The organism is Arthrobacter sp. CC3, assembly GCF_039907775.1.
Lineage (GTDB): Bacteria > Actinomycetota > Actinomycetes > Actinomycetales > Micrococcaceae > Arthrobacter.
Window position 1 is genome coordinate 25,425 of sequence record NZ_JARCCY010000002.1, and the last position, 25,997, is coordinate 51,421.

General features: G+C 64.4%; 27 protein-coding genes. 22 read left to right on the top strand and 5 right to left on the bottom strand.

Translation table 11 applies throughout. From position 1 onward, the window contains the following. Positions 1-49: 49 nt before the first annotated feature. From PV761_RS00160 to PV761_RS00200, 9 genes are all read left to right on the top strand, one after another. Entirely contained in the window at positions 50-325 is a 276-nt protein-coding gene (locus PV761_RS00160; protein WP_347893411.1) for an SHOCT domain-containing protein, read from the top strand. Positions 326-513: 188 nt separating this feature from the next. Next, complete coding sequence (locus PV761_RS00165; RefSeq protein WP_028270502.1) at positions 514-1,437, top strand: ABC transporter ATP-binding protein; 924 nt, start codon at positions 514-516, stop codon at positions 1,435-1,437. Beyond that, a complete protein-coding gene (locus PV761_RS00170) occupies positions 1,430-2,305 on the top strand; it encodes an ABC transporter permease (RefSeq protein WP_347893413.1) in 876 nt (291 codons plus the stop codon). Before PV761_RS00165 ends, PV761_RS00170 begins: the two co-directional genes overlap by 8 nt. After that, on the top strand, positions 2,302-3,150 hold the full coding sequence (locus PV761_RS00175; protein ID WP_347893415.1) for an ABC transporter permease: 849 nt from the start codon (positions 2,302-2,304) through the stop codon (positions 3,148-3,150). The genes PV761_RS00170 and PV761_RS00175 overlap by 4 nt, the downstream gene beginning before the upstream one ends. A 58-nt stretch (positions 3,151-3,208) precedes the next feature. Further along, complete coding sequence (locus PV761_RS00180) at positions 3,209-3,772, top strand: hypothetical protein (protein ID WP_347893417.1); 564 nt, start codon at positions 3,209-3,211, stop codon at positions 3,770-3,772. Between the two features lie 10 nt (positions 3,773-3,782). Then, entirely contained in the window at positions 3,783-4,616 is an 834-nt protein-coding gene (locus PV761_RS00185; protein ID WP_347893419.1) for an exodeoxyribonuclease III, read from the top strand. A 20-nt stretch (positions 4,617-4,636) separates the two neighbouring features. Next, positions 4,637-5,680 carry a tryptophan--tRNA ligase gene (gene trpS / locus PV761_RS00190; RefSeq protein WP_347893421.1) on the top strand — a complete coding sequence of 348 codons (1,044 nt, stop codon included), beginning with the start codon at positions 4,637-4,639 and terminating at the stop codon, positions 5,678-5,680. A gap of 142 nt (positions 5,681-5,822) precedes the next feature. Further along, positions 5,823-6,395 carry a 2'-5' RNA ligase family protein gene (locus tag PV761_RS00195; protein WP_156037098.1) on the top strand — a complete coding sequence of 191 codons (573 nt, stop codon included), beginning with the start codon at positions 5,823-5,825 and terminating at the stop codon, positions 6,393-6,395. A gap of 106 nt (positions 6,396-6,501) precedes the next feature. Next, the gene (locus tag PV761_RS00200) at positions 6,502-7,497 is read left to right on the top strand and encodes a YihY/virulence factor BrkB family protein (RefSeq protein WP_347893836.1); all 996 of its coding nucleotides are present in this window, start codon (positions 6,502-6,504) and stop codon (positions 7,495-7,497) included. Here PV761_RS00200 and PV761_RS00205 read toward each other — a convergent pair. The 5 genes from PV761_RS00205 to sdhC all read right to left on the bottom strand — a co-directional run bounded on the left by PV761_RS00205 (position 7,454) and on the right by sdhC (position 11,911). After that, the gene (locus PV761_RS00205; protein ID WP_028270494.1) at positions 7,454-8,224 is read right to left on the bottom strand and encodes an alpha/beta hydrolase; all 771 of its coding nucleotides are present in this window, start codon (positions 8,222-8,224) and stop codon (positions 7,454-7,456) included. The genes PV761_RS00200 and PV761_RS00205 overlap by 44 nt on opposite strands. A gap of 107 nt (positions 8,225-8,331) precedes the next feature. Continuing rightward, positions 8,332-9,114, bottom strand: coding sequence for a succinate dehydrogenase iron-sulfur subunit (locus PV761_RS00210; RefSeq protein WP_028270493.1), 783 nt, complete (start codon positions 9,112-9,114; stop codon positions 8,332-8,334). Position 9,115: 1 nt separating this feature from the next. Next, on the bottom strand, positions 9,116-10,915 hold the full coding sequence (gene sdhA / locus PV761_RS00215) for a succinate dehydrogenase flavoprotein subunit (RefSeq protein WP_347893424.1): 1,800 nt from the start codon (positions 10,913-10,915) through the stop codon (positions 9,116-9,118). A gap of 117 nt (positions 10,916-11,032) precedes the next feature. Beyond that, complete coding sequence (locus PV761_RS00220) at positions 11,033-11,527, bottom strand: succinate dehydrogenase hydrophobic membrane anchor subunit (RefSeq protein WP_347893426.1); 495 nt, start codon at positions 11,525-11,527, stop codon at positions 11,033-11,035. A gap of 3 nt (positions 11,528-11,530) precedes the next feature. Beyond that, entirely contained in the window at positions 11,531-11,911 is a 381-nt protein-coding gene (gene sdhC / locus PV761_RS00225; RefSeq protein WP_081818859.1) for a succinate dehydrogenase, cytochrome b556 subunit, read from the bottom strand. A 257-nt stretch (positions 11,912-12,168) separates the two neighbouring features. Between sdhC and PV761_RS00230 the strand changes: the two genes are divergently transcribed. From PV761_RS00230 to PV761_RS00290, 13 genes are all read left to right on the top strand, one after another. After that, the gene (locus PV761_RS00230) at positions 12,169-13,302 is read left to right on the top strand and encodes a mannose-1-phosphate guanylyltransferase (protein ID WP_347893428.1); all 1,134 of its coding nucleotides are present in this window, start codon (positions 12,169-12,171) and stop codon (positions 13,300-13,302) included. 148 nt (positions 13,303-13,450) lie between these two features. Beyond that, positions 13,451-14,650: an amidohydrolase gene (locus PV761_RS00235; protein ID WP_028270488.1), complete on the top strand. Its 1,200-nt coding sequence runs from the start codon at positions 13,451-13,453 to the stop codon at positions 14,648-14,650. A gap of 154 nt (positions 14,651-14,804) precedes the next feature. Beyond that, the gene (locus tag PV761_RS00240; RefSeq protein WP_028270487.1) at positions 14,805-15,254 is read left to right on the top strand and encodes a MarR family transcriptional regulator; all 450 of its coding nucleotides are present in this window, start codon (positions 14,805-14,807) and stop codon (positions 15,252-15,254) included. Between the two features lie 28 nt (positions 15,255-15,282). Beyond that, the gene (locus tag PV761_RS00245; RefSeq protein WP_347893431.1) at positions 15,283-15,714 is read left to right on the top strand and encodes an organic hydroperoxide resistance protein; all 432 of its coding nucleotides are present in this window, start codon (positions 15,283-15,285) and stop codon (positions 15,712-15,714) included. Continuing rightward, positions 15,711-16,736: an NADP-dependent oxidoreductase gene (locus tag PV761_RS00250; RefSeq protein WP_347893433.1), complete on the top strand. Its 1,026-nt coding sequence runs from the start codon at positions 15,711-15,713 to the stop codon at positions 16,734-16,736. The genes PV761_RS00245 and PV761_RS00250 overlap by 4 nt, the downstream gene beginning before the upstream one ends. Before the next feature lie 279 nt (positions 16,737-17,015). After that, the gene (locus PV761_RS00255; protein WP_347893838.1) at positions 17,016-18,089 is read left to right on the top strand and encodes a BMP family ABC transporter substrate-binding protein; all 1,074 of its coding nucleotides are present in this window, start codon (positions 17,016-17,018) and stop codon (positions 18,087-18,089) included. A gap of 174 nt (positions 18,090-18,263) precedes the next feature. Further along, positions 18,264-19,889, top strand: a complete 1,626-nt coding sequence (locus PV761_RS00260) for an ABC transporter ATP-binding protein (protein WP_347893435.1) — start codon at positions 18,264-18,266, stop codon at positions 19,887-19,889. After that, positions 19,882-21,255 (top strand): ABC transporter permease, encoded by a 1,374-nt coding sequence (locus PV761_RS00265; protein WP_347893437.1) that lies wholly within the window; start codon positions 19,882-19,884, stop codon positions 21,253-21,255. The genes PV761_RS00260 and PV761_RS00265 overlap by 8 nt, the downstream gene beginning before the upstream one ends. Then, positions 21,252-22,577, top strand: coding sequence for an ABC transporter permease (locus PV761_RS00270; protein WP_347893439.1), 1,326 nt, complete (start codon positions 21,252-21,254; stop codon positions 22,575-22,577). Before PV761_RS00265 ends, PV761_RS00270 begins: the two co-directional genes overlap by 4 nt. 5 nt (positions 22,578-22,582) lie before the next feature. Beyond that, positions 22,583-22,987 carry a cytidine deaminase gene (locus tag PV761_RS00275; RefSeq protein WP_028270480.1) on the top strand — a complete coding sequence of 135 codons (405 nt, stop codon included), beginning with the start codon at positions 22,583-22,585 and terminating at the stop codon, positions 22,985-22,987. Next, complete coding sequence (locus tag PV761_RS00280; protein ID WP_347893441.1) at positions 22,984-24,318, top strand: thymidine phosphorylase; 1,335 nt, start codon at positions 22,984-22,986, stop codon at positions 24,316-24,318. Before PV761_RS00275 ends, PV761_RS00280 begins: the two co-directional genes overlap by 4 nt. Positions 24,319-24,415: 97 nt before the next feature. Next, positions 24,416-25,048 (top strand): DedA family protein, encoded by a 633-nt coding sequence (locus tag PV761_RS00285; RefSeq protein WP_347893443.1) that lies wholly within the window; start codon positions 24,416-24,418, stop codon positions 25,046-25,048. A gap of 141 nt (positions 25,049-25,189) precedes the next feature. Beyond that, positions 25,190-25,933, top strand: coding sequence for a DedA family protein (locus PV761_RS00290; protein WP_347893445.1), 744 nt, complete (start codon positions 25,190-25,192; stop codon positions 25,931-25,933). Positions 25,934-25,997 lie beyond the last annotated feature (64 nt).

Here is a 25,997-nt window from a genome sequence, read left to right on the forward strand (position 1 = left end):
AGACTTGAAGCGGAGCCGAAATCCGGCCCGTTGAAAGTCTGGAGCTGACATGTTGACTGCAATAGGCACTGCCTTTGGGACCGTCCGCGCCCATGCGCCGTGGTACGACGGCGGCTTCTCACCCTGGTTCCTGCTGCTCCCGCTGTTCTGGATCCTCGTGATCGGCCTGTTGATCTTCGTTGCCCGGCGCACGTGGCGGACCAACCACCGCTGGGCGGCCCGCCAAGGCGGCGAAGGGGTGCTCAGGGAACGCTACGCTCGCGGGGAAATCGATGAAACGGAGTACCGACAGCGCTTGCAGGTCCTGCGCGCCGAGGAAAAGTAGGCGGGTTCCGGCGGCCCGGAGGGCGGGTCGCCGGGTCCGCGGCCGACGTGACAAAATCGAATGGATTTTTTGAGATCGAACTCTTTCTTTGTTCGAACGTGCGTACTAACGTTGGGTGAGTGCCTGAACTTGTGTCCAACGAAGAACTCTCACGCAACCAATCCAGCAGCCAGACCCAGGGCGACCAGATGCAGTACGTCATCACCGCCGAAAACCTCACCAAGACGTACGGCGACGTCACCGCCGTCGACGGCATCTCCTTCAGTGTTCCGGCCGGTGAGGCCTTCGGACTGCTTGGCCCGAACGGTGCAGGCAAGTCCACCACCATGAAGATGATCGGCGGCGTCTCCCAGCGCACGTCCGGAAGCCTGTCCATCATGGGGCTGGATCCGGAAAGCCATGGTCCCGAAGTCCGCGCCCACCTCGGTGTTGTGCCGCAGCAGGACAACCTCGACGAGGAACTCAGGGTCCGCGACAACCTCCTGGTCTACGGCCGCTACTTCGGACTTCCCATGAGCTACCTCCGGCCCAAGGCCGATGAGCTGCTGGAGTTCGCCCAGCTGACAGACAAGGCGAAATCGAAGGTCGACGCTCTCTCGGGCGGCATGAAGCGCCGGCTGACCATTGCGCGCTCGCTGATCAACGAACCCCGGATCCTGCTGCTTGACGAGCCCACCACGGGCCTGGATCCCCAGGCCCGGCACATCCTCTGGGACAGGCTGTTCCGGCTCAAGGAGCAGGGCGTTACGCTCATCCTCACCACGCACTACATGGACGAGGCGGAACAGCTGTGCGACCGCCTGATCGTGGTGGACAAGGGACGCATCATGGCCGAGGGGTCGCCGGCCAGCCTCATCCGCGAGTACTCCACCCGGGAAGTCCTGGAGCTCCGCTTCGGATCGGAACGCAACGCCACCATCGGCGCTGAGCTCGAAGGCATTGGCGAACGGCTGGAGACGCTTCCGGACCGGGTGCTGATTTATGCGCACGACGGCGAGGCGGCCCTGGAGCAGGTGTCAGCCCGCGGACTCCGCCCGGTCACGTCACTGGTGCGGCGGTCGTCCCTGGAGGATGTCTTCCTCCGCCTCACCGGAAGGAGCCTCGTTGACTGAGCAGCCTGTGCCGTCGGTGGCAGACGCCGGCCGCCGCGGAGCTGCCGTGCTGCGCGCCCATTCGCCTGCCGTGTCAGCGGCCCGCGCACGCCGCTGGGGAGCCTTCTACTACGCGGAGCAGGTCCTCCGCGTCATGAAGAGCTACGGCTGGACCATCGTGATGTACGGCGTTGGCCAGCCCGTGGCCTACCTGTTCGCCATGGGGGTGGGACTGGCCACCCTGGTGGACACCAACAGCGGCACTGCCTTCGGCGGGGTCAGCTACCTCGCTTTCATCGCCCCGGCGCTGCTGATCTCTGCGGCGGTCATGACCGCCGCCAACGAATTCACCTTCCCGGTGATGGACGGCTTCAAATGGCGGCGGGTGTACTACGGGCCGCACGCGTCCCCGCTCACGCCTGAGCAAATCGCCGCGGGCCACATCATGGCCGTGACCCTAAGGTTCCTGCTGCAGTCCGCCATTTACTTCGCGGTGGTGGCGCTCTTCGGTGCATCACCTAGCGGCTGGGGCTGGGTGTCCGTACTGGTGGCCACCCTCGCGGGACTGTCCTTCGGCCTTCCGCTGATGGCCTACGCCGCCTCCATCAAGGAGGACAAGGGCCAGTTTGCCATGGTGATGAGGTTCATTGTGACCCCGTTGTTCCTGTTCTCCGGAACGTTCTTCCCGCTCGATTCCCTGCCGCTCGTGGTGCGCTGGATCGGCTGGATTTCTCCGATCTGGCACGGCACCGAGCTGGGCCGCGTCTTCAGCTACGGCTATGACGAGTCGCCGCTGCTGACTATCCTGCACGTGGTGTTCCTGGTCGGCCTCGCCGTGGCGGGATGGATGCTGACAAAACGCCAGTTCGCCAGGAGGCTGGGGCAATGAGCGTTCTGTCTCAAAGTCACAACCCGGGCGGCCACAGCGTGACCGAGGCGGCACGGAACCGCCATTTCGGACCGATGTACTCCAGGAACGTCAGGGCGGTCATTGCCCGCGGACTGATGGCCACGAAGAGCAGCAACTGGATGGTGATGCTCTCGGGCTTCTTCGAGCCGGTGCTGTACCTGATTTCGATGGGCGTGGGACTGGGTGCCATCGTGGGTGCCGTCCAAGGACCCGGCGGCCAGGAAATCAGCTACGCCGCCTACATTGCTCCGGCGCTCCTGGCCGTGTCTGCCATGAACGGCGCCGTGTACGACTCCACGTGGAACGTCTTCTTCAAGATGAACTTTGCCAAGCTGTACCAGGGGATGCTCTACACGTCACTGGGCCCCTTGGACGTGGCCATGGGGGAGATCTTCCTGGCCTTGCTGCGGGGCCTCCTGTACGCCACCGGATTCACCGCAGTCATGGGTGTCATGGGACTGATCACCACGCCGTGGGCCATCCTCATGATTCCGGCCTCGGTGCTGATCGCCTTCGGTTTCGCCAGCTTCGGCATGGGGATCACGAGCTTCATGAAGACGTTCCAACAGATGGACTGGATCAACTTCGTGATGCTGCCGATGTTCCTCTTCAGCGCCACGTTCTACCCGCTCAGTGTCTACCCGCAGTCCATCCAGTGGCTGATCCAGGCGATGCCGCTGTGGCACGGTGTGGAGCTGCTCCGGCAGATCAGCGTGGGAATCTTCACCCCTGCCACGGCCATCCACGTCGGGTACTACCTGGTGATGATTGTCCTGGGGGTCATGCTCACGGCCGGCCGCCTGCGGAAGCTGTTCCTGAAATAACGTTCGCCCGGGGTGGAAGCGTCCATTTTCCGGCTCCGGCGTTTGAGACAATGGACCCATGCGAACTTTGGGTAACCCTCACTCTGCGTCCAACCCGGCCAAGGGCGGGTTCTCCATGCTGCGTATCAGCGGTCCGGGAATGATGGTGTTTGTCGTCGCCTTCGTTGTCGCCGTCATCTTCGCTGCCAACCAGAACGACGTCGTGGGCTGGGTGGTGGCGATCATCGCCGGCTTCTGGCTCGCGCTTGCAGCGTTCGTCGTTTTCAGCATCCAGAAGGCCGCCAAGAAGGCGACCGTCAAACTCAACGAAGCGCAGAACGCCTTCAACGCAGCCACCGGCCGGGCACCGTCGTCCGGCAGTGCCGATCACGGCGGCACACGTCTGGTCCGGTCGCGCAGCGAAGCCGACGAAGTCCGGGACATGAAGCTGGACCATTCCTTCAAGATCGTCCAGGTCCAGGTGCGCGTCGTCGAGCAGGAACGGGCCAAGGGCGAAGCCTCGGACCATGACACCATCCGCCGCGCACTGGAGACCATCGAAATCACGGCCACCAACGCCAGGGACATGATCAAGTCCTCCGGTGGCGCTGACGAACCCGTCAGCGGAACCATCATCGACTAGAGTGGAGCGGGTGATCTCGGCATTGAAGAAGGACCACCTTCGTATCGCATCAGTCAACGTCAACGGCCTCCGCGCCGCCTACCGGAACGGTATGGCGGAGTGGCTTGAGCCGCGCGAGGTGGACATTCTCTGTTTGCAGGAGGTCAGGGCACCGGACAAGATCGTCCGTGAACTCCTGGGCGACGGCTGGTTCATCCTGCACGAGGAAGCCGAGGCCAAGGGCCGCGCAGGCGTAGCCATTGCCTCCCGAGAGGAACCGCTGGCTACCCGCCCCCACATCGGCGACGATTACTTTGCGACCGCCGGACGATGGGTCGAAGCGGATTTCCGCGTCAGGGATGCCGCCGGAGCTGTCGCCCAGTTGACCGTCGTGAGCGCCTATGTTCACTCCGGTGAGGCCGGGACCCCGAAGCAGGACGACAAATTCCGGTTCCTGGATGTCATGACCAGCCGCCTTCCGGAGCTGGCAAAGCACAGCGACCATGGCCTCGTGGTGGGTGACCTCAACGTCGGGCATACGGAGCTGGATATCAAGAACTGGAAAGGCAATGTGAAGCGCGCCGGTTTCCTCCCGGAGGAACGTGCCTACTTTGACCGCTTCTTTGGCGACGAAATCGGATGGAGGGATGTCCACAGGGGCCTGGCGGGAAACGTAGAAGGCCCCTACACCTGGTGGTCCCAGCGCGGCAAGGCCTTTGACACTGACACAGGCTGGCGCATCGACTACCACATGGCCACCCCCGCCCTCGCGGCCGCTGCATTTTCGGCAGTGGTGGACCGGGCGCCGTCATGGGACACCCGCTTCTCCGACCACGCCCCGCTGGTAGTGGACTACCAGCTCTAAGCCCAAAGGTTTTTCTCACAATGACTAGCTCGACTACCCCGGTAACCAAGAAGCGCATCCTTTCAGGTGCCAAGCCCACGGCGGACTCCCTGCATCTGGGCAACTACATTGGCGCCGTCCGCAACTGGGTTGACATGCAGGCTGAATACGACGCCGTGTTCTTCATTCCCGACCTCCACGCCATCACCGTGGATTTCGAACCGGCAGAGCTGGCCAAGCGCACCCGCGTAGTGGCCGCCCAGTACATTGCGGCCGGTATCGACCCGGACAAAAGCATCTTCTTCGTCCAGTCGCATGTCCCCGAGCACGCCCAGCTGGCCTGGGCGCTGAACTGCATCACCGGCTTTGGCGAGGCCTCCCGGATGACGCAGTTCAAGGACAAGACGCAGAAATCGGGAACGGAATCCGCAACGCTGGGCCTCTTCGCCTACCCGACCCTGATGGCCGCGGACATCCTGCTGTACCAGACCGACCTTGTCCCGGTCGGCGAGGACCAGCGTCAGCACTTGGAGCTGACCCGAAACCTGGCCCAGCGCTTCAACACCCGCTTTGGCCAGACCTTCACGGTGCCTGAGGCCACCATCCTCAAGGCCACCGCAAAGATCTACGACCTCCAGAGCCCGACTGCCAAGATGTCGAAAACAGGCGGCTCGCCGCACGGATCCATCCAGCTCCTGGAGGATCCCAAGATCGCCGCGAAACGCATCAAGTCCGCCGTGACAGACACCGGAACGGACATCCGCTTCGACGCCGAAGCCAAGCCCGGCGTCTCCAACCTGCTCACCATCTATTCGACGCTGACGGGGAAGTCCGTGGCCGAGCTTGAGGCGGAATACCAGGGCAAGATGTACGGCCACCTCAAGAAGGACCTGGCCGACGTCATGGTGGACTTCATCACGCCCCTCCGGGACCGCACCAATGAACTTATGGCGGACCCGGCCGAGCTGGACAGGCTCCTGGCCCAGGGTGCCGAACGTGCCCGCGAAATCGCCTCCGTGACCCTCGGCCAGGTCTACGAGCGCATGGGCTTCCTGCCGTCCCTGAGCCTTGCAGGAGTCCGCTAGCCCCATGTCGTCCGCCAGCAAAGTCACTGCAAACGAAAACTCCCCTGCCTACCGCGGCGAGAGAAGATTCGTTGACGCCGATGATAACGCTGCCAAGGTCCGGGGCACTGAACCGGGTAGCCGCGAGGCCAGGACCGACGGGATGAGCGTCGGCGTCATCCTGGGGTTCCCGCCGGACATTGCCGAGGAACTGCGGCGCTGGCGGGCCTCCTTCGGGGACCCCATGGCCGGCGTCATCCCCGCGCACATCACGCTGGTCACCACCACCCCCACCAGGGACTGGGAAGCCACCCGATGCCACGTCCGCGAAATCGCGCGCAGGCAGGAGCCGTTTACCGTCACCATTGCGGGGACCGGCTCCTTCCGGCCGGTGTCCCCGGTGGTTTTCCTGAAGGTTGAAGACGGTTTTGGTGACTGCGTGAAGCTGCACGAACAGCTGCAGACCGGGCCGCTGGAACGGGAACTGCCTTTTGCCTACCACCCGCATGTGACCATTGCCCACGATGTTGCGCCGGAGAGCCTGGATGAGGCCGAAACGGTGCTGAAGGATTACCGGGCCACCTTCCCTGTGGTTAGCATGGGGCTGTACGAGCATGACATCAATGGCATTTGGCAGCTACGGGAAGAACTCGACTTTGGTATCGAAACTGACCACCCCCGAGGCGCGACCGGCCCCGACGGCGCAGGCAGCACAGGCGGCGCAGGCCGGGAATAATCCTCCGCTGCCCACGGAGCGCGCCCGGCTGAAGCTGGAAGTGAGCCGGAAGAAGGTCGAGTGGAGCAAGGCGCGCCGGTCAGGCGCCGGCCCTGTGGCCGGCCTGATGGCAATGTTCCAATGGCTGCTGGCACGGCTGAATGCCTTCCGTCCCATGCGCGCGTTCCAGCACTACAACCTGCAGCACGGGCCCCTCATGGCGGCCGGCATCGGTTTCAACATGTTCTTCTCCATCACCGGCCTGCTGGCCACCGGCTTTTCCGTGGCGGGGCTGCTGTTGAGCGGCCAACCGGCGCTGCTTGACCGGATCGTCAGCAGCGTGGCGGCAAGCGCACCGGGCCTGGTGAAGGTTGACGGCGGCGACGGGCTGGTGGACCCGCAGGACCTGCTGAATCCTGCCGGCCTTGGCTGGACCGCGGTCATCGCTGCCGTCGTCACCATCGTGACCTCCCTTGGCTGGATAGCCGGGGTCCGGGAGGGCCTGCGGGGCGTGATGCAGCTCGGTCCGCTGAAGATGAATCCGGTAGTCCAGAAGCTGCGGGACACCGGCACGTTGCTGCTGCTTGGCGTTGCGCTGGTGCTCAGCGCCGGCGCCTCCCTGATTTTCGGTACCGCAGCGGGATGGGTCACCGAGCAGCTGCAGTTGGATCCGGTGATGGCCTGGCCGCTGACCACGGCCATCAAGGTGGGCGTACCGCTCGCGTTGGGCTGGGTCACCGCACTGATCATGTTCCGGCTCGCGGCGGGGCTGAAACTTAGCCGGCAGGCGCTGTTGGAAGGAACCGTCCTGTCGGCTGTGGGTACCACCGTGTTGCAGATCTTCAGCACGGAGTTGCTTGCAAACGCCGGCCGCAACCCGATTCTGGCGCCGTTTGCGATCATCATCGGGCTGCTCATCTGGTTCAACCTGGTCAGCCAGGTCTACCTGGTCTCCGCGGCATGGTCCGCCATCCGCGACGAAGACCTGAAGAACGCCCCCGCAGCGAAGGCAACTGCCGGCTGGGGTTCGCGCCAGGTCCAGCCGGGTAAGACGCCGGTGGAGCGGGACCGGAAGGCTGCTAGCGTCCGGCGTCGAGGTACTGATCGGCCCACGCGGAAATAATCTTCGCGGCACGGGCGGCCTGGCCCTTGCCGGTCAGCAGGTGATCGCTGCCTTCCAGCGAGACGAAGCTGCGCGGGTGCCGGGCCGTCTGGAAGATGGTGCTGGCGTTCTCGATCCCCACGGTGTTGTCCGTGGGGGAGTGCAGCACCATCAGGGGTTTGTGCAACCGCTTGATGCAGTCGGTCAGGTCCGCGTTCTCCAGGTCCTCGACGAAGTGCCGGCGGATCTCCACGCGTTTGCCGCCGAGGTCCACTTCCGCGCTGCCTTCACTCAGGATCCGGTCCAGGGCCGCGTCAAAGACGTGGGCCACGTGCTTGGGAGAGAACGGCGCCCCCACGGTGGCCACAGCGTCGAGCTCGGGGATCTCCTTGGCTGCCGCCAGGACGGCGGCGCCGCCGAAGGAATGGCCCACCAGCAGGGAGACCGGCTTGCCTTCGGCCCGCATGAACTCAGCAGCCTTGACCGTGTCGGCCACCTTGTGGCTGAACGAGCCCTCGGACCAGTACCCGGCGGAATCGCCCAGGCCCAGGTTGTCGAAGCGCAGCATCCCCACACCGTTGTCAGCCAGCGCCTTGCACATCCGGGACGCCGACGGGCTGTCCTTGCCCAGCGTAAACCCGTGCGAGAACACACCCCAGCCCTTCACCGGTCCTTCCGGGACATCGATGATGCCGGAGAGCAATTCGCCGGTGGATCCTTCGAAGCTGACTTTTTCGGAGCGGGACATGGGGAACCTTTTCGTTTGGTGCCGGTAGATGGCCGTGAAACCACGACGGCGCCCCCACCTTAAAGGTGAGAGGCGCCGTCGTCGTACTTCTTTTGGTTCCGGTGGTGCTAGATCTTGCGGGACAGGATTGCCTGCTTGACCTCGGCAATGGCCTGCGTAACCTGGATGCCGCGGGGGCATGCCTCGGTGCAGTTGAAGGTGGTGCGGCAGCGCCACACGCCTTCCTTGTCGTTGAGGATCTCCAGGCGCATGTCGCCGGCGTCATCGCGGGAATCGAAGATGAAGCGGTGGGCGTTGACGATCGCTGCCGGGCCGAAGTACTGGCCGTCGGTCCAGAACACCGGGCAGGAGGACGTGCACGCGGCGCAGAGGATGCACTTGGTGGTGTCGTCGAAGCGCTCACGGTCCTCGGCGGACTGCAGGCGTTCCTTGGTGGGCTCGTGGCCCTTGTTGATCAGGAACGGCATGACTTCACGGAAGGACTGGAAGAACGGCTCCATGTCCACGATCAGGTCCTTCTCCACCGGCAGGCCCTTGATGGGCTCGACGGTGATGGGCTTGGTCGTGTCCAGGTCCTTCAGCAGGGTCTTGCACGCGAGGCGGTTGCGGCCGTTGATGCGCATGGCATCGGAACCGCAGACGCCGTGGGCGCAGGACCGGCGGAAGGAGACGCTGCCGTCAATTTCCCACTTGACCTTGTGCAGGGCATCCAGCACGCGGTCGGTGCCGTACATGGTCACCTTGAAGTCGTCCCAGGTGGCGTCCTCAGAAACTTCGGGGTTGTAGCGGCGCACGCGGAGGGTGACGTCGAACGTCGGAATCTCTCCGCCGCCTCCGATGTGTGCGGGCAGTTCGATCTTTGAGGCTGGCTCAGCAAGTTCGGCGGACATCTTAGTACTTCCTCACCATCGGCTCGTAGCGGGTAAAGACAACCGGTTTGGTGGCCAGGCGGATACCGGCAATTGCTTCTGCAGAGCCGTCAGCCGGGGCGTGGTCGTCCTTGTACGCCATGGAGTGCTTCATGAATTTTTCGTCGTCGCGGTCCGGGAAGTCCTCGCGGAAGTGTCCGCCACGGGACTCTTCACGGTGCAGGGCGGCAACCGTCATGACCTTGGCCAGTTCCAGCAGGAAGCCCAGCTCAACGGCCTCGAGGAGGTCCAGGTTGAAGCGCTTGCCCTTGTCCTGGACGCTGATGTTCTTGTACCGCGCCTCGAAGGACTCGATGTCCCTGAGGACCTGGTTCAGCGTGTCTGCGGTGCGGAACACCTGCATGTTGGCGTCCATGGTGTCCTGGAGTTCCTTGCGGATCACAGCCACCTTTTCGTCGCCGGTGCCGTTGCGGGCGATGTCCAGCAGTTCGATGGTGTACGCCTCCGGGTCGGCCGGGAGCTCCACGAACTCAGCGGCCTTGGCGTACTCCGCAGCGGCGATGCCGGCGCGCTTGCCGAACACGTTGATGTCCAGCAGCGAGTTGGTGCCCAGGCGGTTGGAGCCGTGGACCGAAACACAGGCCACTTCACCGGCCGCGTAGAGGCCCGGCACCACGGTGTCGTTGTCCTGCAGGACTTCGGTGGTGATGTTCGTGGGGATGCCGCCCATGGCGTAGTGCGCCGTCGGGAACACCGGGACCGGCTCCGTGTACGGCTCCACACCGAGGTAGGTGCGGGCGAACTCGGTGATGTCCGGCAGCTTGGCATCGATGTGCGCCGGCTCGAGGTGGGTCAGGTCAAGGAGCACATAGTCCTTGTTCGGTCCACAACCGCGGCCCTCGCGGACTTCGTTGGCCATGGAGCGGGCCACGATGTCACGGGGTGCAAGGTCCTTGATGGTGGGGGCGTAGCGCTCCATGAAGCGTTCACCCTCGGAGTTGCGCAGGATGGCGCCCTCGCCGCGGGCGGCTTCAGAAAGCAGGATGCCCAGCCCGGCAAGGCCGGTCGGGTGGAACTGGAAGAACTCCATGTCCTCCAGGGGGATGCCGCGACGGAACGCGATGCCCATGCCGTCGCCGGTCAGGGTGTGCGCGTTGGAGGTGGTCTTGAAGACCTTGCCCGCGCCGCCGGAGGCGAACACCACGGACTTGGCCTGGAACACATGCAGTTCGCCCGAAGCAAGATCGTAGGACACGACGCCGGCAACACGCTTCTGCTTGTAGGGCGTGCCGTCTTCGCGGACCGCGTCCTCTTCAACCGTCAGGAGGTCCAGGACGTAATACTCGTTGTAGAACTCCACGTTGTGCTTGACGCAGTTTTGGTACAGCGTCTGCAGGATCATGTGGCCCGTGCGGTCAGCCGCATAGCAGGCCCGGCGGACCGGGGCCTTGCCGTGGTCGCGGGTGTGGCCGCCGAAGCGGCGCTGGTCAATCCGTCCTTCCGGCGTGCGGTTGAACGGAAGACCCATCTTTTCCAGGTCCAGCACGGCGTCGATGGCTTCCTTCGCCATGACCTCGGCGGCGTCCTGGTCCACCAGGTAGTCGCCGCCCTTAATGGTGTCGAACGTGTGCCACTCCCAGTTGTCTTCCTCGACATTGGCCAGTGCTGCACACATGCCACCCTGCGCCGCACCGGTGTGCGAGCGTGTGGGGTAGAGCTTGGTCAGTACTGCTGTGCGCGCGCGCTGACCGGATTCGATCGCGGCGCGCATGCCAGCGCCACCGGCACCGACGATGACGACGTCGTACTTATGGACCTGCATACCAGATGCTCTTTCTCTCAAAATTCGCTATAGAACCACGGGCGGGCGGAGCCCGCACCGTAAAACCGTTGACCCGCGCTTGCGGGCACAGCTGATCCCCGGGAAGGGAAGGTGCCGCTAGGCTGCGGGGCAGAAGCCGCCGGGCAGCGGGATTCCGTTGACGTCCACCGGGCACGGGTTGAAGGTGAAGATCACCAAGGTGCCGAGGATGATGATGACGGTTGTTGCGGCGTAGAGGACGATCTTCAGCCAGAAGCGGGTGGAATCCTTCTCGGCGTAGTCGTTGATGATGGTGCGGACGCCGTTGGTGCCGTGCAGCATGGCCAGCCAGAGCATGGCCAGGTCCCAGAACTGCCAGAACGGATCGGCCCACTTGCCGGCCACGAAACCGAAGTCAATGGCCTGGATGCCTTGGCCCACCAGGAGGTTAACGAACAGGTGCCCGAAGATCAGGACCACCAGGACAACGCCTGAAAGCCGCATGAACAGCCAGGCCGCCATTTCGAAGTTGCCCTTGGAGGCAGCGCTGCGGCGGTATTTGGGGGCAATCAGTCCTGCGCCCGGCTTCCCGCCGTCTTTTCCGCTGCGGGGACTCTGAATGGTTGCAGTCATGGCTTAGTGACCTCCAAAGGCGAGGGAAAGGTGGCGGATGGAGAAGCCCACCATGACGATGACCCAGAGGATGAGGACCGTCCACAGCATCTGGCGCTGGTACTTTGCGCCCTTCTTCCAGAAGTCGACGGCGATGATCCGCAGGCCGTTGAAGGCGTGGAAAACGATCGCTGCGACGAGGCCCGTTTCACCCAGGGCCATCAGGGGGTTCTTGTAGGCGCCGATTACGGCGGTGTATGCCTCTGGGGACACGCGCACCAATGAGGTGTCCAGTACATGGACCAACAAGAAGAAAAAAATCACTACACCTGTAATGCGGTGTCCAACCCAGGACCACATGCCTTCACGGCCGCGGTACAAGGTGCCAGCTGGTTTTGTCGGCACTGAATAAACCTCCCTGCAACACAGCGGCGCTGGCATGGGATCCACGCGGGGGGAACGCCTGCTGCGAGAGCACTCGTAAGCTCAAGCCTAAATCTAGGCTTCGCTCACAGCTTATTCAATTCAGGAACTTGTAGGTGACGCCTCCCCGTGCGGTTTTTGCGCATTTTTGAGACGAACGCCACATTGTGGCCTCCGCGGGGGCGCGGAGGGGCAGCATCTGCCGGTATCCGCGCGGTGGTCGGCTAAAGTAGGCCGTGATGACTACAGACATAGTGACAAGCCGGAATTCACCGCTGGACCGTTTTATTGCGGTAATTCCTGCAGGCGGAGTGGGGACCCGCCTCTGGCCCCTGTCACGTGCAGCAGCCCCGAAATTTCTACACGACCTCACCGGTTCAGGCAGCACGCTGTTGCGGGCCACTTACGACCGCCTGGAGCCGCTTGCCGGTAAGGGCGTGCTGGTTGTAACCGGCGTGGCCCACCGGAGCGCGGTGTGCGGCCAGCTTCCCGAGATCGAGGAATCCAACCTCGTGCTGGAAAGCGAGCCCAAGGACTCCGGCGCGGCCATCGGCCTCGCAGCGGCCATCCTGTACCAGCGGGACCCGGAAACCATCATGGGTTCCTTCGCGGCGGACCAGGTGATCAGCCCGGACGACCTCTTCCAGGATGCCGTGCGTGAGGCCATCTACACGGCCGCGTCCGGCAAGATCGTCACCATCGGCATCAAGCCCACGCACCCGTCCACCGGGTTCGGCTACATCCGTGCGGGCCAGAAGCTGGCCGTCGAGAACGCCCCGAGTGCGCAGGCCGTGGTGGAGTTTGTCGAAAAGCCCAGCGAGGACGTCGCCCAGCAGTATGTCGACAGCGGAGAGTACGTCTGGAACGCGGGTATGTTCGTCGCGCCGGTGTCGCTCATGCTGAAGCACCTCGAGCAGAACCAGCCGGAACTCTTCAAGGGGCTCACGGAGATCGCGCAGGCCTGGGACACGGATGAACGTGACGAGGTCACGGCCCGCGTCTGGCCCACCCTTCCGAAGATCGCCATCGACTATGCGGTGGCGGAGCCCGCCGCGGCGGCCGGGGACGTCGCCGTCGTGCCTGGCGCTTTCCGTTGGGACGACGTCGGAGACTTCGCCTCCGTGGGCCGGCTCAACAGTGCCAGGGAGGTGGACGATGTCACCGTCCTGGGCGAAGGTGCCCGCGTGTTCACCGAAAACGCCAGCGGCGTGGTGGTGACGGACACCAAACGCGTTATTGCACTGATCGGCATCAAGGACGTGGTCATCGTTGACACGCCGGATGCCCTGCTGGTGACCACCATGGCGAACTCCCAGCGGGTCAAAGCCGCCGTGGACGCGCTCAAGGCCAGCGGCGACACCGACGTCCTCTAAACCGGCCGCCAGCTTCGGCTCAGCCCAGGTGTTCCCGGCAGTGCGGGAACACCTGGGCTGAGCCTTTTCAGGCACGGGAGCCGGCTCCCGGATCCGTAACCTCCGACACTGATGCTGGTATTCGGAGCAGCCTCGCTAGAGTTGTTTCGTGCGCAATTACACTACTGAAGCCGAGCCCACCGCCCTCGTGGGGCCGTGGCTGGAGCCGCTGCTGCCGGAACTGATCGATTTCCGCCGTGACCTCCATGCGCATCCGGAGCTGTCCTTCAAGGAGTTCCGGACCACGAACAAGCTGGCAGACCGGCTCGAAGCGGCAGGGCTCAAGCCCCGCCGGCTCGAAGGCACGGGCCTCACGGTCGACGTCGGCGAAGGTCCCATTGCCACGGCACTGCGCGGCGATATCGACGCCCTTCCCATCATTGAGGAAACTGGGCTGCCGTTCGCCTCCAAGAACCACGGCGTCACCCATGCCTGCGGCCACGATGTCCACACCACCACCATGCTCGGTATCGCGCTGGTGCTGCACCGCATGCACCAGGAATCCCCGCTGGGCGGCACGGTCCGGATCATTTTCCAGCCCGCCGAGGAAACCATGCCCGGCGGAGCGCATTCCTGCATCGAGCAGGGCGTGCTCGAGGGCGTGCCGCGCATCCTGGCACTGCACTGCGATCCGCGCATCGACGTGGGCAAGATCGGGACCCGGATCGGGGCCATCACGTCGGCCTCGGACACCATCAGGATCGAGCTTTCCGGGCGCGGCGGCCACACCTCCCGGCCGCATCTGACCGAGGACCTCGTCTTCGCGCTGGCGCAGATCGCCGTCAACGTCCCGGCCGTCCTCTCGCGCCGGGTGGATGTCCGTAGCGGCGTCTCCGTCGTCTGGGGGCACATTTCGGCCGGCTCGGCACCCAACGCCATTCCCGGCACGGGCTACATGGCAGGGACCATGCGGTGCCTGGACCGCGACGCCTGGCACAGCGCAGGCGAACTCCTGGATGAAGTGGTCCACCAGGTGGCGGCGCCCTACAACGTGGACGTCCGGCTGGAGCACACCCGCGGCGTTCCGCCCGTGGTCAACTCCGAGCATGAAACCGCGCTCATCGAAGCAGCAGCCCGCGCCGAGATCGCCGAAAGTGCCGTAGTGCTTACGCCCCAGTCCATGGGCGGGGAGGATTTCGCCTGGTTCCTGGCCGAGCTGCCCGGTGCCATGATGCGGCTGGGCACCAAAACGCCCGGCGGCGAGGAATACGACCTTCACCGCGGCGACTACATCCTGGACGAGCGTGCACTGGGCTACGGCATCCAGGTCCTGACCGCGGCAGCACTCCGCACCATCCGCGACCTCTAAGCCCACCCTCAAAGCGCGAACGTACAGTTGAGGCCCCGACCCCGGGGCCTCAACTGTACGTTCGCGCTTCTGCTGGGGCCGGAAGTGTCCGTTCGCACTCTCACCAAGTGCAGATGAGTTGTGCACAATCTAATTGTGCGATATCGTTTTATTTATGACCGACGCTCCCAGACTCAACGCCCCCCGCCTGAACCGGCAGGTGTGCTTCGCCCTCTATTCCGCGTCGAAGGCAGCCACTGCCGTGTACCGGCCCATGCTGGACCAGCTGGGCCTGACCTATCCGCAGTACCTGGCCATGCTGGTGCTCTGGGAGGAACAGCCCCGCAGTGTCCGCGAGCTGGGGGAGGAGCTGGGCCTGGACTCAGGCACCCTGTCCCCGCTGCTGAAGAGGCTCGAGTCGCTGGGGCTGGTGGAGCGCAGGCGTTCCACCGAGGACGAGCGCCGGGTGGAGGTCTTCCTGACGGACTCCGGTACTGCGCTCAGCGCGCGGGCCAACGCCATTCCGCAGCAGCTCGCAGACGCCGCCGGTTTGTCCGCGGCCGAGCTGGACCAGCTCCGGGAGACCCTGTCGAGGCTCACCGCGGCCCTCCACTCCTATCGCTAACAGATTTCCCCCAACAGAACGGAACCACGTGAAGACTCTTTACACAGCTGAAGCCCTCGCCTCAGGCGAAGGACGGGACGGAAACGCCCGCACCCAAGACGGCAAGCTGGACGTCACCCTCGCCAGCCCGGTGGAACTGGGCGGCAACGGCCAGGGCACCAACCCGGAACAGCTCTTTGCAGCCGGCTACGCCGCGTGCTTCCACTCCGCCCTGCGACTGGTGGGCCGGAAGGAAAAGGCCGACCTCACCGATTCCGCAGTGGCAGCCAAGATCCACTTCGGCGCACTCGAGGGCGGCGTGGGCTACGGCCTGGCCGCTGAACTCGAAATCGCCCTGCCCGCCCTGGACCTGGCGACGGCGGAGGCCCTCGTGGCCAAAGCGCACCAGATCTGCCCGTACTCAAATGCCACCCGCGGCAACATCAACGTAGACATCAAGATCCTGGAGGTGGCCGCATGAGCGCCAACACCGCAACCCTTCCCCTCACCACCCGCGAAATCCAGCTGGCGTCCCGCCCGCACGGCCGGCCCGTCCCGGAAAACTTCCGTCTGGCCGAATCCGACCTCCCGGAACTGCAGGACGGCCAGGTGCTGGTCCGCAACCAGTTCATCTCCGTCGATCCCTACATGCGCGGCCGCATGAACGACGTCAAGTCGTATTCGGCACCGTTTGCGCTGGATGCAGCGCTCGACGGCGGCGCCGTCGGTGAGGTGATCGCGTCCCGGTCGGATGAACGCAAGGTGGGAGACGTCGTCGTGCATTCCCTCGGCTGGCGTGAATACGCCGTTGTGGACGCTGCGGCCACGTCCCTGGCGCGCACCGACCTGGCCCCGGCGTCAGCGTTCCTCGGCGCCCTGGGCATGACGGGCCTGACGGCGTATGCCGGCCTCCTGAAAGTCGCCGAATTCAAGCCCGGAGAAGTGGTCTTCGTTTCCGGGGCAGCTGGAGCCGTCGGGTCGCTCGTGGGACAGATCGCCAAGGCGATGGGCGCTTCCAAGGTGATCGGCAGTGCAGGATCCCCGGAAAAGGTGGCCCGCCTGCTGGAGCTCGGCTTCGACGCCGCGTTCAACTACAACGACGGCCCGGTGGCCGCGCAGCTCGCGGCGGCTGCCGGGGAACGCGGGATTGACGTGTACTTCGACAACGTCGGCGGTGAACACCTGGAGGCGGCGCTGTCCGCGCTCACGGTCGGCGGCCGCGTTGCCATGTGCGGCGCCATTGCGCAGTACAACTCGACGGAACCGACTCCCGCTCCCCGGAACCTCATGCTGGCCATCGGCAAGCAACTCACGCTCAAAGGCTTCCTGGTCGGCGGCTACTGGCAGCACATGGCCGAGTTCGTGGGCGCTGTGTCCGCCTGGGTGGCTGACGGCACCGTCCGCTATGACGAAACGGTGGTGGACGGCCTCGAAAACGCCCCGCAGGCCTTCATGGACCTCCTCGACGGCGCCAACACCGGGAAGATGCTGGTCCGGCTCTAGGAAATGGACATGACTTGCGGTACCTGCTACCGGTAGGTAACAAGTTCTCAACGATCTCCGCGTCCGGGTGCCCCTGTGGTACCCGGACGTGTTCCAGGCCACTACAGTAACTGTCATCAGTGCGCCTCGGCGCAGTGCTGCGAACCCATCAGTGAAAACAGAATTTCAGTGTGGAGCATTCGAAACGGACACTCATTGAACACCCGTCGTAGCGCCTATCTCTTTGTTCCTGGAGGAAAATTGAAGAACTCACTGCGTGCAACCCTCAAGCGCGGTTCAATGACCGGCGTCGCCACCGCCGGGGCGGCAGCTCTTCTGCTGACCGGCTGCGGGGCTGCCCCGGAAGCCGGCAGCACCGCTAGTGCCACCGCAAGCGACTACACGGGCTGCATCGTGTCCGACTCGGGCGGATTCGACGACCAGTCGTTCAACCAGTCCTCCTACGAAGGCCTGAAGAAGGCTGAGAAGGACCTCGGGATCAAGGTAAACCAGGTCGAGTCAAAGACCAACAACGACTTCGAGCCGAACCTCCGCGCCATGGTCACCGCAGGCTGCGACCTGACCTTGACGGTTGGTTACCTCCTCGCTGACGCTACCAAGGCCCAGGCCGCGGCCAACCCCGAGAGCCACTTCGCCATCATCGACGAAACCTACGACCCGCCCATCGACAACGTCAAGCCGATCGTCTACGACACCGCCCAGGCGGCGTTCATGGCAGGGTACCTCGCAGCCGGCACCACCAAGACGGGAAGCGTGGCCACGTTCGGCGGCCGGAAAATTCCCTCCGTGACCATTTTCATGGATGGTTTTGCCGACGGCGTGAAGTACTACAACGAGAAGAAGGGCACGGACGTCAAGGTCCTTGGCTGGGACAAAGCCAGCCAGGACGGCAGCTTCACCAACGACTTCGAGAAGCAGGACAAGGGCAAGCAGCTGACGCAGAACTTCCTAGACCAGGGAGCTGACATCGTGTTGCCCGTAGCCGGGCCGGTGGGCAAGGGCGCCGGCGCAGCCCTCATGGAGGCGAAGGCTGCAGGCAAGGACGTCAAGCTCATTTGGGTTGACTCCGACGGCTTCCTAACCGCACCGGAGTACAAGGACATCATGCTTTCCTCGGTCATGAAGCTGATGGGCGAAGCCGTTGAAACCGTGGTTAAGGATGACAAGGAAGGCAAGTTCACCAACACGCCCTACGTAGGCACCTTGGCGAACGACGGCGTCCAGCTGGCACCGTTCCACAATTTCGAGGATGAGGTCCCTGCCGAGCTGAAGTCCGAGCTCGACCAGCTCAAGAAGGACATCATCGACGGCAAGCTGAACGTCGAGTCTGCGGCCAGCCCGGCCAAGTCCTAGCCACCCTTTGAAGCGCCACCCCCGGATGGTCAACGACTGGCCGGGCGGTGGCGCTTTTTGTTGGAGTCGCTGTCCGGCGGACCGCCCACACAGGACTGCACGCACTAGGCTGGTGCTGCAGCCATATATCCCGTCCGGTGGGATTCACCGGACGCTTCGAGATTGGTCAGAGTTTTGAAACTTGAACTCAGAGGGATCACTAAACGTTTCGGCGCCCTGCTCGCCAACGATCACATCGACGTTGTGGTTGAACCCGGGCAAATTCATTGCCTGCTTGGTGAAAACGGCGCTGGCAAGTCCACGCTGATGAATGTCCTGTACGGACTCTACGAGCCCAGTGAGGGCGAAATCCTGGTGGATGGCAAGGCCGTCACCTTCCGCGGACCGGGCGACGCCATGGCTGCGGGCATCGGCATGGTGCACCAGCACTTCATGCTGGTTCCCGTGTTCACCGTCGCGGAGAATGTGGCGCTCGGCGCAGAAACCACCAAAGCCGGCGGCTTCCTCAACCTGGATGATACCCGCCGCAAAATCAAGGAAATCTCCGACAAATACGGTTTCGACGTCGACCCCGACGCCCTGATCGAGGACCTCCCCGTGGGCGTCCAGCAGCGTGTGGAAATCATCAAGGCACTGGTCCGCGACGCAAAGGTGCTCATCCTCGATGAACCCACCGCCGTGCTGACACCGCAGGACACCGACGAGCTCCTGGACATCATGCGCCAGCTGAAAAGCAACGGCACCTCGATCGTCTTCATCTCGCACAAACTTCGCGAAGTGAAGGCTGTTTCCGACACCATCACGGTGATCCGCCGAGGCAAAGTGGTGGGCACAGCGGATCCCGGCGCGTCCACCACCGAGCTGGCCTCCATGATGGTGGGCCGCGCAGTGAACCTGACCCTGGACAAGGCCCCGGCGAAGCCGCAGGAAACCACGTTCCAGGTCAAGGACCTGACTGTTATTGCCCCGAGCGGCCAACACGTTGTTGACGGCATCAGCTTCGACATCGCGCGGGGCGAGATCCTGGCGCTGGCAGGGGTCCAGGGAAACGGGCAGACGGAACTGACCGAGGCCATCCTTGGCCTACAGGAACGGGTCCACGGCTCGATCATGCTCGACGGCGAGGAACTCCTGGGCCGCAGCGTCAAGGACGTCCTCAACTCCGGTGTCGGCTTTGTTCCGGAAGACCGCTCGGTGGACGGACTGATCGGTACGTTCTCCATCGCCGAAAACCTGATCCTGGACCGGTACGACCAGCCCCCGTTCGCCAAGGGCATCAGCATGAGCCCGGCGAAGGTGCTTGAGAACGCGAAAACGCGGATTGACGAGTTCGACGTCCGCACCCAGTCAGGGTCGTTGGCGGCGGGGACGCTGTCCGGCGGCAACCAGCAGAAAGTCGTCATGGCCAGGGAACTGTCCCGGCCGTTGCGGCTGTTTATCGCCTCCCAGCCCACCCGCGGAGTTGACGTGGGTTCGATCGAGTTCCTGCACAAGCGGATCGTTGCTGAACGCGACCACGGAACGCCTGTCCTGATCGTGTCCACGGAACTGGACGAGGTCATGGAACTCGCCGACCGGATTGCAGTCGTTTACAAGGGCAAGCTGGTGGGTATCGTCCCGGCGGGCACCGGCAGGGACGGCCTTGGCCTCATGATGGCAGGGATATCGCCGGAGGACGCCGCACCAAAGGACAATTCGCACGAAGGCAGGCTGCCCGCAGACGGCGGGCGCCCCGAAGCCGGCACGCCCGAGACTCCGGGGACTTCCACCGCAAGCGCCGAAGGAGGCGACCATGTCTGAGAAGCATCCCCGCAAACACGCGGCAGACCAGCATCCTGACAAACCCCATGAGGCCACTTCCGCTGCCGAAGAGACGGCCGCGGTGGTCGCCATGGATACCGCCGGGGGAGCCATGGAACCGTCCGCGGTTCCGGCGACGGCCCAGAGCGGCAAGCTGCCGGGCGACCCCGAAACCTTGGCCAGGAGGATTTTCACCGGTAGCGGCATGGTTTCCGTGTTGGCTGTGCTGCTTGCACTCATCTTCGGCGGCCTGCTGATTGCCAGCACGGATGAGCGCGTGGGCGCGACCTCCACCTACCTGTTTGCCCGGCCCACCGATTTCCTCTCCGCCGTCTGGACCGCGGCCACAGCCTCCTACGTTGCCTTGTTCCAAGGTGCGATCTTCAACCCGCTGGCGTCCAGCGTGGCTGTCCAGTTCGCCCCGCTGATGGAGACCCTCACCATTGCGACGCCCCTGATCACGGCTGGCCTGGGTGTGGCCCTGGCATTCCGCGCGGGCCTCTTCAACATCGGTGCCCAAGGCCAGATCATCATGGCTGGCATCCTCGCCGCCTGGGTGGGCTTCGCGCTGCAGCTCCCCGTCGGACTGCACCTGCTTCTGGTCCTCGTGGCCGGCATCGTGGGCGGCGCGCTCTGGGGCGGGCTGGTGGGGCTACTCAAAGCGCGGACAGGCGCCCACGAAGTCATCCTGACCATCATGTTCAACTACGTAGCTCTGTACTTCCTGGGGTATCTGCTGAACACGCCGGCCTTCCAGCGGCCAGGCGAATCCAACCCGATTTCTCCGATTCTGGATCCCACAGCTGTTTACCCCCAGATCCTCGGCTCACAGTACCGCCTGCACCTCGGCTTCATCCTGGCCATCGCCGCAACCGTCCTGGTCTGGTGGATACTCAACCGGTCCACCGTGGGCTTCGAATTCCGGGCCGTGGGGGCAAACCCCAAAGCAGCCCAGACCGCAGGCATCAACGTATCCCGTTCCACCATCCTGGTGATGGCCATCGCTGGCGCCCTCGCCGGCATGTCAGGCGTCGCCCAGGTGGCGGGCACGGAGAAGGTCCTCACCGACGGCGTGGCAGCCACTTACGGCTTCGACGCCATCACCGTTGCGCTGCTGGGACGCTCGACGCCGTGGGGCACCTTGGCTGCCGGTCTGCTGTTCGGCGCCTTCCGCGCCGGGGCTGTGCAGATGCAGATCCAGACAGGAACCCCGATCGACATTGTGCTCGTGGTCCAGTCACTGATCGTCCTGTTCATCGCGGCGCCGCCGCTGGTGCGGGCTGTCTTCGGGCTGAATCCGCGGCGCAGAAAGCCGGCGAAAGCCAAAAACGCAGAGCAGGCAGCAACCACCGGAGGCGCAGCATGAGCGCAACAGCAACATCGCCCCTGCCCGGAAAAGGTGGGCCCGGAATCCCGCAGGACGCCAACCAGTCCCAGGGAGTCTCGGCCAAGCCAGTGACGTGGAAGTCTCCCGTAATGCTGGCGCTGCTGGCACTCGTGGCCTTCGTGTTCTTTGGCCTGATGGGACCCAACCAGACCGCCGAGTTCGGCATTTCCACCGGCGGTGATTTCTTCCAACTCCCCGCCCTTGAGGTGCCCGCTTTCCTCGGCGGCATCGTCCTTTCCGTGATTCTGCTGGGGCTCGCCGCGTATGCGGTCTTCCTCAAAACGAAGGACCAGGCGGCACCGGCCTGGCTGCCCATCACCTTCACGGTGCTCTTCGTGGCGGCCTTCCTGATCTGGGTGGTAGGCGGAGCGCGTACGCCCAGCATTTCGCTCGCGGGCCTCATCGCCGGATCCGTCACCCTTGCCGTGCCGTTGGTGTTCGGTTCCCTGTCCGGGGTCCTGTGTGAACGCGTCGGGGTGGTCAACATAGCCATCGAGGGACAGCTCCTCGGAGGTGCTTTCACGGCCGCCATGGTGGCGACCATGACCAGGAACCCGTTCCTGGGCCTGCTGGCCGCAGCAGTGGCGGGCGCCGTCGTCTCCATGGTCCTGGCGCTCTTCAGCATCAAGTACCTGGTAAACCAGATCATTGTGGGCGTTGTCCTCAACGTCCTGGTGTCCGGCCTCACCGGCTTCCTGTTCAGCACGGTCATGCAGGCCAACAAGGCGCAGTTCAATGCGCCGATGGGCCTGGACAACATTGAAGTTCCGGTGCTGTCCGGGATTCCGATCATCGGCCCCATCCTCTTTAAGCAGTCCGTGGTGGGATACCTGATGTACATTGCGGTCATCGTGGTGTGGATCGGCCTCTTCAAGACCAAATGGGGCCTGCGCGTCCGTGCCGTCGGCGAACACCCCCAGGCCGCGGACACCATGGGCATCAAGGTCAACGCCACCCGCTTCTGGAACGTCACCCTCGGCGGCGCCGTTGCAGGCATCGGCGGTTCCTTCTTCACCCTGGTGGCCATCGACAGTTTCACCAAGGAGATTTCAGGCGGACGCGGCTTCATCGCCCTGGCCGCGCTGATCTTCGGCCGCTGGAACCCGATCGGTGCCTTCTTCGCCGCGCTGCTGTTCGGCTTCGCGGACAACCTGCAGAGCATCGTGACCATTATCGGCACGCCCGTTCCGAGCCAGTTCATGGCCATGCTTCCGTACCTGGTGACGGTGCTTGCCGTGGCCGGCCTCGTGGGCCGCTCCAGGCCGCCGGCCGCCAGCGGCATACCGTACGTCAAGGGTTGACGGCGGTGGAACTCAACACGGTGGACTGGGCGGCGCTCGAAGCGGCCGCCGTTTCCGCCATGAAGAACGCGTACGCGCCGTATTCGAAGTTTGCGGTGGGGGCGGCTGCCCTCACCGCGGACGGCCGGATCGTCAGCGGCTGCAACGTGGAAAACGCAAGCTACGGCCTGACCCTTTGTGCCGAATGCGCCCTGGTGGGCAACCTGCACATGACCGGAGGCGGCCAGCTGCGCGCCTTCTACTGCGTGGACGCCGGCGGCAACATCCTGATGCCGTGCGGGCGCTGCCGCCAGCTGCTGTACGAATTCCGGGCGCCCGACATGGAACTCATGACCACGCAGGGAATCAAGACAATGGACCAGGTGCTACCCGATGCCTTTGGTCCCCAACACCTGGAGGAACCCCGGTGACACAGAGTACTAAGACCAACAACAGCAAGACTGAAGCGTTCGACGCCGTCGACATCATCCGCATCAAGCGGGACAAGGGCGTCCTGAGCCCGGCCCAGATCGACTGGACCATCGACGCCTACACCCGGGGCGCCATTGCCGACGAGCAGATGGCTGCCTTGAACATGGCCATCCTGCTCAACGGCATGGACCGCGCGGAAATCTCGCGGTGGACCGCTGCGATGATCGCCTCCGGTGAACGGATGGACTTCTCCGCCCTGCGGCGTCCCGACGGCGGCGTGAAGCCGACGTCGGACAAGCATTCCACCGGGGGAGTGGGGGATAAGATCACGCTCCCGCTCGCACCGCTGGTAGCCGTCTTCGGCGTGGCCGTTCCGCAGCTCTCCGGCCGCGGACTCGGCCACACGGGCGGCACCCTGGACAAGCTGGAATCGATCCCGGGTTGGCGTGCGGCACTGAGCAACGACGAAATGATGGCCCAGCTGCAGGACGTCGGAGCCGTGATCTGCGCCGCCGGTGCGGGTCTGGCACCCGCGGACAAGAAGCTCTATGCCCTGCGTGACGTCACGGGAACGGTGGAAGCCATCCCGCTGATTGCGTCGTCCATCATGAGCAAGAAAATCGCCGAAGGCACCGGCTCGCTGGTCCTCGACGTCAAGGTGGGAAGCGGTGCCTTCATGAAGGACGAGGCCCGCGCCCGGGAACTGGCCGAGACCATGGTGGCCCTGGGCAATGACGCCGGCGTCAACACGGTGGCGCTGCTGACGAACATGAACACGCCTCTGGGCCTCACCGCCGGCAACGCCATCGAGGTGGAGGAATCAGTGGAGGTGCTGGCCGGCGGCGGCCCGGAAGACGTCGTCGAACTGACGGTCCGGCTGGCCGAGGAAATGCTGGCCTGCGCCGGAGTCCACGATGCGGATCCACGCGCCGCGCTCAAGGACGGCCGGGCCATGGATGTGTGGAACCGCATGATCGAAGCGCAGGGCGGGGATCCCCGCGCCAAGCTGCCCGTTGCCAGGGAATCCGAGGTCATCTACGCTCCGGCCGACGGTGTCCTCGTGGAGCTGGATGCCCTGGCGGTGGGCGTTGCCGCCTGGCGGCTGGGTGCAGGCCGCGCCCGCAAGGAGGACCAGGTCCAGGCCGGTGCAGGCGTCAGGCTGCACGCCAAGCCCGGTGCCATGGTCCGTGCCGGAGAACCCCTGATGACGCTGCTGACCGACACACCGGAGAAATTCGGCCGCGCCAAGGAGGCCCTGGAAGGGGCTGTTGTAGTTGCGCCGGAGGGCTCCCGGCCGGCGCAGAAGCTCATCATCGACCGCATCGCCTGATCCCGTGACCCTCCCCGGCCGGCTCCCTTCGGGAGCGCCACGGCCCGCCCGCAGACCGGCCGGGGAGAAAACGGGCGGCCCCGGCCGTTAGGAAACTGTGCAGGCTATCAACGACTTCATTCTCGCGGCGGCGGGGCAGCCCTGGGTACTCTTCCTGGTGCTGGCTTGCTGCGTGATCGACGGGTTCTTCCCGCCGATCCCCAGCGAGTCGGTGGTCGTTGGCCTGGCGGCCGTGGCAGCGACCGCAGACGTCCCCAATCCGTGGATGCTGATGCTCGTGGCCGCGCTGGGTGCGTTCGGCGGCGACAACATCGCCTACCTGATCGGCCGCAAGGTGGGTACGCGCCGGTGGCGGTGGATGCGCGGGCCGCGAATGCAGACCGCCTTCCACTGGGCCGGGAATGAACTGAGGAAACGGCCGGCGTCCCTGGTGCTCGTGGCCCGCTTTGTTCCGATCGGACGGGTTGCCGTCAACCTGACGGCCGGTGCCACCCATTTCGCGCACCTGCGTTTCGTGGGCCTGACGGTATTGTCCGCAGCCCTGTGGTCCTCGTATTCAGTATCCATCGGGCTGTTTTTCGGGCAGTGGTTCGAAGACAACCACCTGCTGGGTGCCACCATCGCCATCGTCTGCGCGATTCTGCTCGGCATCATCGTGGACATCCTGATCAGCCGCCTCCGCGGCCGGCTGCCGGAGGAACCCGCAGAGGGGACAGCGGCGGGCCCCTGATCCGCTGCGCGGGCCGCCCTGGGCGCCGCCGGGAGACACATGACGGCGGGTGAGCTTTCGCGGCTTTAGCGTAGCGGATTATGCCGCCGCCATGGGACACTAAATAGCGATTTCCGTCACTTTATAGGAGCAGGGCCCCGCGTGGAATTTATCAATGAGGCAGTGCTCCATGCCGCAGGCCAATGGTGGATTTATCCCATCCTGCTGGTGTTCTTTTTTGTGGACGGTTTTGCGATGGTCGTCCCCAGCGAAACACTCATCGTGGCACTGTCGGCGTTTTCACGCCAAAGCGGTGAACCCAACCTCTGGATCCTCGGCGCCACCGCCCTGGTGGGTGCCATCGCCGGAGACAACATGGCCTACATGCTCGGCCGGAAGATCGGGCTTGAACGCTGGCGCTGGATGCGGAAGCCCAAGGTTCAGAAGGTCTTTGCCTGGGCCCACTACGAGCTGGAGAAGCGCGGCGCCGTCCTGATCTTCACAGCCCGGTACATCCCCTGGGGCCGTGTGGCGGTCAACTACGTTGCCGGCACCACCGCGTTCCCGCACCGCAGGTTCTTCGTCCTCGATGCCTTTGCCTGCGTCACGTGGGTCGGTTACTCGATCGGGATCGGCCTGCTGGCCAGCTCCTTCCCGCTGCTGCATGACAACCCGCTGCTCGGGGCCGGCATTGCCGTGGTGTTCGCCATCATCCTCGGCGTCATCATCGACCACCTGCTTCGCTGGTGGCACAAGCGTCTGGGCCGCCACGATCATGTGGCATCCGGCCAGGAATCCAGCAAGGAATCAGCGGCAGAACAGGATGCGCGTGCCGAGCGGGAGGCGGTGGTGGAGGTCGCGCCGTTGGCCGTTCCCGCCGTCGTCGATGTGGAAACGCGCCGCTGAACCGGCGCCTCCGCCAAAGCTGCCGCTTTCCGGGTGGCGCCGGACGCCGTCCGACCCTAAGGTT